General features: G+C 43.0%; 6 protein-coding genes. 5 read left to right on the top strand and 1 reads right to left on the bottom strand.

From position 1 onward, the window contains the following. Nucleotides 1–152: 152 nt before the first annotated feature. Nucleotides 153–1637 carry a DUF1846 domain-containing protein gene (locus NE665_RS10335; protein WP_117441863.1) on the bottom strand — a complete coding sequence of 495 codons (1485 nt, stop codon included), beginning with the start codon at nucleotides 1635–1637 and terminating at the stop codon, nucleotides 153–155. Between the two features lie 258 nt (nucleotides 1638–1895). Here NE665_RS10335 and NE665_RS10330 point away from each other — a divergent pair, with 258 nt between their 5' ends. The 5 genes from NE665_RS10330 to NE665_RS10310 all read left to right on the top strand — a co-directional run bounded on the left by NE665_RS10330 (nucleotide 1896) and on the right by NE665_RS10310 (nucleotide 6556). Next, on the top strand, nucleotides 1896–3158 hold the full coding sequence (locus tag NE665_RS10330) for a UDP-N-acetylglucosamine 1-carboxyvinyltransferase (RefSeq protein WP_117441862.1): 1263 nt from the start codon (nucleotides 1896–1898) through the stop codon (nucleotides 3156–3158). A 265-nt stretch (nucleotides 3159–3423) separates the two neighbouring features. Continuing rightward, nucleotides 3424–4128, top strand: coding sequence for an MBL fold metallo-hydrolase (locus NE665_RS10325; protein WP_117441861.1), 705 nt, complete (start codon nucleotides 3424–3426; stop codon nucleotides 4126–4128). Between the two features lie 61 nt (nucleotides 4129–4189). After that, nucleotides 4190–4909, top strand: a complete 720-nt coding sequence (locus tag NE665_RS10320) for a carbohydrate deacetylase (RefSeq protein WP_117441860.1) — start codon at nucleotides 4190–4192, stop codon at nucleotides 4907–4909. A gap of 26 nt (nucleotides 4910–4935) precedes the next feature. Further along, nucleotides 4936–5616 (top strand): LytTR family DNA-binding domain-containing protein, encoded by a 681-nt coding sequence (locus NE665_RS10315; protein WP_117441859.1) that lies wholly within the window; start codon nucleotides 4936–4938, stop codon nucleotides 5614–5616. A gap of 322 nt (nucleotides 5617–5938) precedes the next feature. Beyond that, nucleotides 5939–6556: a DNA-binding protein gene (locus NE665_RS10310; RefSeq protein ID WP_117441858.1), complete on the top strand. Its 618-nt coding sequence runs from the start codon at nucleotides 5939–5941 to the stop codon at nucleotides 6554–6556. The last annotated feature ends 137 nt before the right edge of the window (nucleotides 6557–6693 follow it).

Raw genomic sequence — 6693 nt, 5'->3', positions numbered from 1 at the left:
TATATCATTTTTGGCATAATAAATGGCAGAAACGTCGACTATTTTTGGGTTTATGAAGTACGTTTCTGCCACAGATATTCTATCAGATTTTAAAAAGACTGTCGACAGTCACTTTGTCAACAGTCTGAGACAGTCCGAAGGGACTGCCTGTATTATCTGTGGTATAGCTTTTTCGTCTGATATCTGTCCTCGCATGTCAGATTGACATTCAGCTTGCGGAAGGTATTTGCATCCACCTGAGACAGAATTACAGTACTGTGTGCCTCACAGTCCTTCAGCTTATCCAGCTGCTGCAGAGCAAGGTGGGATACCGGATTGGTGGTAGCACTGATGGAGAGTGCAATCAGAATTTCATCCGTATGCAATCTCGGATTATGATTTCCCAGAGAATTCACCTTCAGCTTCTGAATCGGCTCGATGATATTCGGGGAAATCAACGGAATTTCATCATTGATATTTCCCAGTGCCTTCAAAGCATTCAGCAAAGCCGCAGAGCTTGCCCCCAGCAAAGAGGTGGTTTTTCCTGTCACGATTCGTCCGTCCGGCAGCTCAATCGCTACAGCCGGTGCATCCGTTTCCTCAGATTTTTCCAGCGCCGGTTTTACTACGCTTCGCTCCTTGGGCTGAATATTCGCCTGTGACATGATGATTTCAATTTTACTGATGGTATCTTCACTCGTGTGTCCTTTTTTATAATCTACTCTGGCTTTATAATAACGGCGAATGATTTCATCACTGCTGGCACGCTTGGCGGCCTCATCATTCTCAATACAGTAGCCGGCCATATTCACCCCCATATCCGTTGGAGATTTATAAGGGCTTGTACCGAGTATTTTTTCAAACATGGCATTCAGAACCGGGAAAATTTCTACATCACGGTTATAGTTGACAGTCGTTTCCCCGTAGGCCTCCAGATGGAACGGGTCAATCATATTGATATCATTTAAATCCGCGGTTGCAGCCTCATAAGCCAGATTCACCGGATGCTTCAGCGGAAGGTTCCAGATTGGGAAGGTTTCAAATTTCGCATATCCCGCCTTGATTCCGCGTTTGTGCTCATGGTACAGCTGAGACAGGCAGGTCGCCATTTTTCCAGAACCTGGTCCCGGTGCCGTTACAACAATCAGCGGCTTTGTCGTTTCTATGTATTCATTCTTACCGTAGCCTTCATCGGATACGATCAAAGGTATATTGTTTGGATATCCTGCGATTGGATAATGCAGATATACATGGACACCCAGATGCTCCAGATGTGCCTTGAAGGTATCTGCGGATGCCTGATTCGCATACTGTGTGATGACAACACTGCCAACATACAGCCCGGTATCACGGAATGCGTCAATCAGACGAAGTACCTCAACATCGTAGGTGATTCCCATATCGCTTCGTATCTTGTTTTTCTCTATATCATTCGCAGAAACCGCGATGACGATTTCCACTTCCTCTTTCAGTTCGAGGAGCATTTCCAGTTTACTGTCCGGCTGAAATCCTGGCAGAACTCTGGCAGCATGGTGATCATCAAACAGCTTTCCGCCAAACTCCAGATATAATTTATTGTCAAAATTGCTGATACGTTCCAAGATGTGCTTGGATTGCAGTTTTAAATACTTGTCATTATCAAATGCCACTTCTTTCATCGTTCCACTCCTTTTCAACCCACTATTTCGTATTATACCAAAAAAGACATGCATTTACTAATTAAATGGGAAAAAATCGGGAATATTTTAAGATGCACAGCGGATTCCTGTGCAGGAAATGGCAAGTTCTTAAGATTTTTCTTTTTATATAGATATCTGTCCTGAAATGCTTTATAATAATAATGCACTTTTGCGCCTGTAAAGAATCACGCGAACAGTAAATCACAATAAAATAGTAATACTGGAAGGAGAATTGTCATGGAAGAAGTTATAAAAATTGAAGGAAAGCATGCATTAGAGGGGACAGTAAGAATCAGCGGTTCAAAAAATGCTACCGTTGCACTGATCCCGGCCGCCATTCTGGCAAATGGACCAGTTACTATTTGTGGAGTTCCTGAAATATCTGATGTACAATCCCTGTCTGTACTGCTGAGAGATCTGGGTGTTCTGGTGGACATCCGTTCTTCTGATACCATTGTTATTGATCCAACCGCAATGGAAAATCGTCCTCTGGTACAGGACGCTGTAAATAAACTTCGTGCTTCCTATTATTTCATGGGAGCACTGCTGGGAAAATACGGGCATGCGGAAATCAAAATGCCGGGGGGATGTTATCTGGGACCCAGACCGATTGATCTGCATTTAAAGGGGTTTGAAGCCCTGGGAGCGGAAATCCGGTATGATCACGGCTCTTATATTCTGGATGCACCACAGCTGATTGGAACCAAGATTTTTCTGGATATCGCCAGTGTGGGAGCGACCATTAACATTATGATGGCTGCCGTTCATGCGAAGGGGAGAACGACGATTGAGAATGCCGCAAAGGAACCGGAAATTATTGATGTGGCAACCCTTTTGAATAAAATGGGAGCCAATATCCGCGGTGCGGGTACAAACGTCATCACGATTGATGGCGTGGATCAGCTGGCCGGCTGTTTCCATGAGATTATTCCGGATAGAATCGAGGCAGCCACCTATATCGTGCTTGCCGCAGCTGCCGCAAAGGAAGTACGCATCGACAATATTATCCCGCATCATTTGGAGGCACTACTTTCCAAACTGAAGGAAATCGGAACGGATTTGGAAATCGGTGTGGATAATGTAGTAATTCGCGCTTCCAAGGACTTAAAGGCTGCGGATATCAAGACGCTGCCGTATCCGGGCTTTGCGACAGACATTCAGCAGCCGCTGACAGCATTGCTGACACAGGCACAGGGACAGTCGATTGTAACGGAAACGATTTATACAGAGCGGTTTAAGCACTGTCAGGAGTTAAACAAGATGGGGGCAAACATCAATGTGATGATACCGAGCTCCTTTATCAACGGACCAACACCGTTATCCGGTGCCGAGGTCTATGCAACAGATTTAAGATGCGGGGCCTGTCTTGTGATTGCAGGTCTGATTGCGGATGGTGTGACAACGATTCACAACATCTATCATATCGAACGCGGATATGAACATATTGATGAAAAGCTTACGGCTCTCGGCGCAAAAATATGGAGAGAAACCGTAGAATAAACAAAGAGAAGAACGGCTGGAAACGGCGGTTCTTTTACATGCTTTGCAAAACAGCTGACCGTTATCGTTTTGTATATGTAACATTATTCGGATACCAAGGACTGCATGCAGGGAAAGATTACATAAAACAGTGGAAAGAAAAGACACAGGCTTTACTGCACACTGAAATTAAGTCGCAGTATGAGCTTGGAATATGCTATACTTTCCTTAACGATAGAGACTGCTCCCTTACACTTGTATGGCAGAGATGAAGGAGGTAATGTAAATGAAATTAAGAAAACACCTGTATCTTCTTTCCGGAGGCGTATATGGAAAGCTGGGAAATGTCTATGCTCTTCAGCATGACAGCGGCTACATCCTGATTGACTGCGGGCGTTATGATGCTCTGGATATCATACGGCAGAATATGGCTTTCTGGAATATACCCGAAGACAACATCACACATGTCCTTTTGACGCACGGTCACGATGATCATGCGGGAAGCGCTTCCTGGTTTCAAAGCAAGGGAGCACAGGTTTACGTTGGTGCTGGTGATGAAAAGAGTATGTCGGACGGAAATTTCGGTTCAAACAGTCCGTTTACCAATCACGTAATGCCGCCGTGTCATCCGGATGTTTGTATGAAGGAGGATATGGATATTTGTGCAGGAGGTCTGCGTATCCATGCACTGCGTATGCCGGGGCATACCAATGGCTCCATGATTTATTACTTGACGCTGGATGAGGAAGTACTTCTTTTTAGTGGCGATATGTTTTTTGCGGATGGTGAAACCGGAGAAGAAGCATATACCGGCTGGAAGGGGGATATGGCTTATGACGGCTCCCGTTTGCTGGAAAGCTTTCTAAAGCTCTGGAAGCTGCAGCTGCATCCGGATATTGTGGCAGGCGGACACGGCATTCCGGTTATTGGCAGTCATGCAGATCAGATAATTATGCTGGCATATAAATATGCAATGCTGAACAACCGTTGATTTTCATATACTCTGCCTTTCAATCGGCGTATAATAAAGCTGTATAAAGGAGGAGAAGCAAATGAGAAAATTGATTGTAAATGCGGATGATTTCGGCTTCAGTGAGGCGGTTAATCACGGTATTCTGAAGGCGATGGAGGACGGTATTGTCACCTCAACATCAATTATGGCGAACATGCCCGGCTTTGCCCATGCGGCAGCGCTGTACCATGAACATCCGGATATGGCGGTTGGCGTACATCTGAATCTTACCTGTTATCGCCCGCTGCTATCCACGCACAAAACCCTGGTTACGGAAACCGGCTATTTCCATAAGCAGGGAGAGCTTGCAGGCTGTTGCGAAGAAGAAATGTACGAGGAATTAAAGGCACAGATCGACTATGTGCTGGCACAGGGAATTCGGATTGACCATCTGGACTCCCATCATCATATTCATACAACCACAAAGCTGCAGAAGGTGGTAGAAAGACTATATAAGGAATATGCATTGCCATTTCGCGGCGGCTTTGCATATCCCGTATCCTTTCCGCATGCCCAGCTTTCTATGGATTTCTATGACGATGGGGCATCCTTAGCATCATTAAAGAAAATACTGGAAACGATTGCAGAGAATGGCGTGATCGATCTGATGTGTCATCCTGCCTATATGGATCAGTTTTTGTATGAAACAACCTCATATTCATTGAAACGCATGAAGGAGCTGGAAATCCTGTGCAGTGAAGAAGCGGCTTCTTTGCTGCAACAATATCAAATTGAATTGTGTACCTATAAGGAATTGTAATATATAACAACATGGGGGTGATACGTATGCTGAGAATAGCGATATTGGAAAATGAAGAGGCTGCGAAAAATATCATGTTTTCTCTTGCGCAGAAGCTGCAGGAGGAGGACTGCTGCTTCTATTGCTTCAAAAAAATATCCCAATTTGCTAAGGCGGAGGCGGAAAAGGAATTTCATGTCGTGATTTTCCATGAGAAAATGGAGATTCCAAGAGTAACACAATCCTTTGTTCTGAATAAGCCTCAGCGTATCATCATCTATACCAAGACCAAACTCAGTCCGTCTGAACAACAGATTCTACCATTTGCCCGTATCTTTTATGTGGAACGCAAGCATATGCAACGGGAAATGGAGAGAATTCTGCCCTATATACAAAAGCTGATTCGTAATCAGGATGAATATCTGTTCTCTTATAATAATGTAAAGGTTCCGTTGAAAATCAGCGATATATACTACATTGAGAAGGAAGATAAGCTGCTTGTATATCATACCCGGCGAGGAGAGTTTCGTGAACGGAAGAACATGAAGGATGCCTATGAGGATTTTAAGGTCTATAATTTTCTTTGGATTCATGTCAGCTATCTCGTAAACATGTCATATATTTTGAAAATTGAAAATGATATGGTCATGCTGCCATCCATTCATCTGCCGATTTCCAGATCAAAAAAAGCAGAGGTATTAAGCACTTTTCATAATTTTATAGAGTAAGGGCACGGAACATTCCATAGACCTTCAAATGCATTCAAAACCTTTTTCATATTTTTGCATATATGTATCGTTGTATAATAAGCGTGTACAAGGTATTACAAAGAAAAGAGAGCGGTGAGAAGATGGGAAGGCTAGCTAGTTAGATTATTCTGGAGCTTGTCATAGGAAGCTACAGTATGAAAGGGCTTCTTGTATAGGTGCTTGTCAGTAAGCAGAAAGCTATTCAGCTATCATCATAATTAACGAGAAACGGAACGAAGGAAAATCATCGGAAGTTTAAATTTGAAGAAGAGCCAGGATGGATTCGTTTTGGAGGTACATTATGAAAAAAAAGTCGAGTATTCTTTTTATCTTATTCCTTTGTATGGCTTTGGGTGTTGTTTGCTATGCAACGTGGATGAGAGGTATAAAAGAAGCTATTCATTTCATTAAGGAAGATAGCCCAAGAGAAATACTTTGGGGAGAGTCACTGGCTGAGAAAGATTTTGTAGAATTAGATTCCTCTGCCAAGGATGCGACTGTCCTGTTTCATTATGATGACTCAATTATCAATAAAGAACAGTTGCTTACGGTAACGGTTAGCTGCAATGGGTATAAAACAAGCCGGGCTTTCAATTTGACAATTATTGACAGGGATTCTCCGATTATAAACTATACGGGACCGAAAAAAATAGAAAGCGATCCCAATTTTAGATTAAGTGATTACCTGGAGGTTTATGATGTTCGAGCCTATGATAAGGTGAAATTTGATTTACAGGAAAAAGATGGGGATAAAGCATACCGCTATTATGAATATACCTGTGATGAAAGGAATCAGACCTGTAGTTTTGATCAGGATGCTATTGGTGTTCATAATATTCATATATCTGCGTATGACGGGCATGGAAATCAGGCATATAAAACAATAAAGATTATCGTTACACCACCTGCCTATCATTGAAAATTTGGACTCTGAATGTCGCTTGGGGATTCCAGTAGAAATGAGATTATGAGAAGTATACCACAGGCAAATTACCAATTATTCCAAATTTCTGCAAATCTTTCCACAAGCCTTTACAGATATCGCTCAGCGAATAT

It is taken from the genome of Clostridium sp. DFI.1.208 (assembly GCF_024463855.1).
Classification (GTDB): Bacteria; Bacillota_I; Bacilli_A; order Erysipelotrichales; family Erysipelotrichaceae; genus Clostridium_AQ.
The sequence above is the reverse complement of the archived record's forward strand: the minus strand, read 5'-3'. Positions and strand labels throughout refer to the sequence as shown.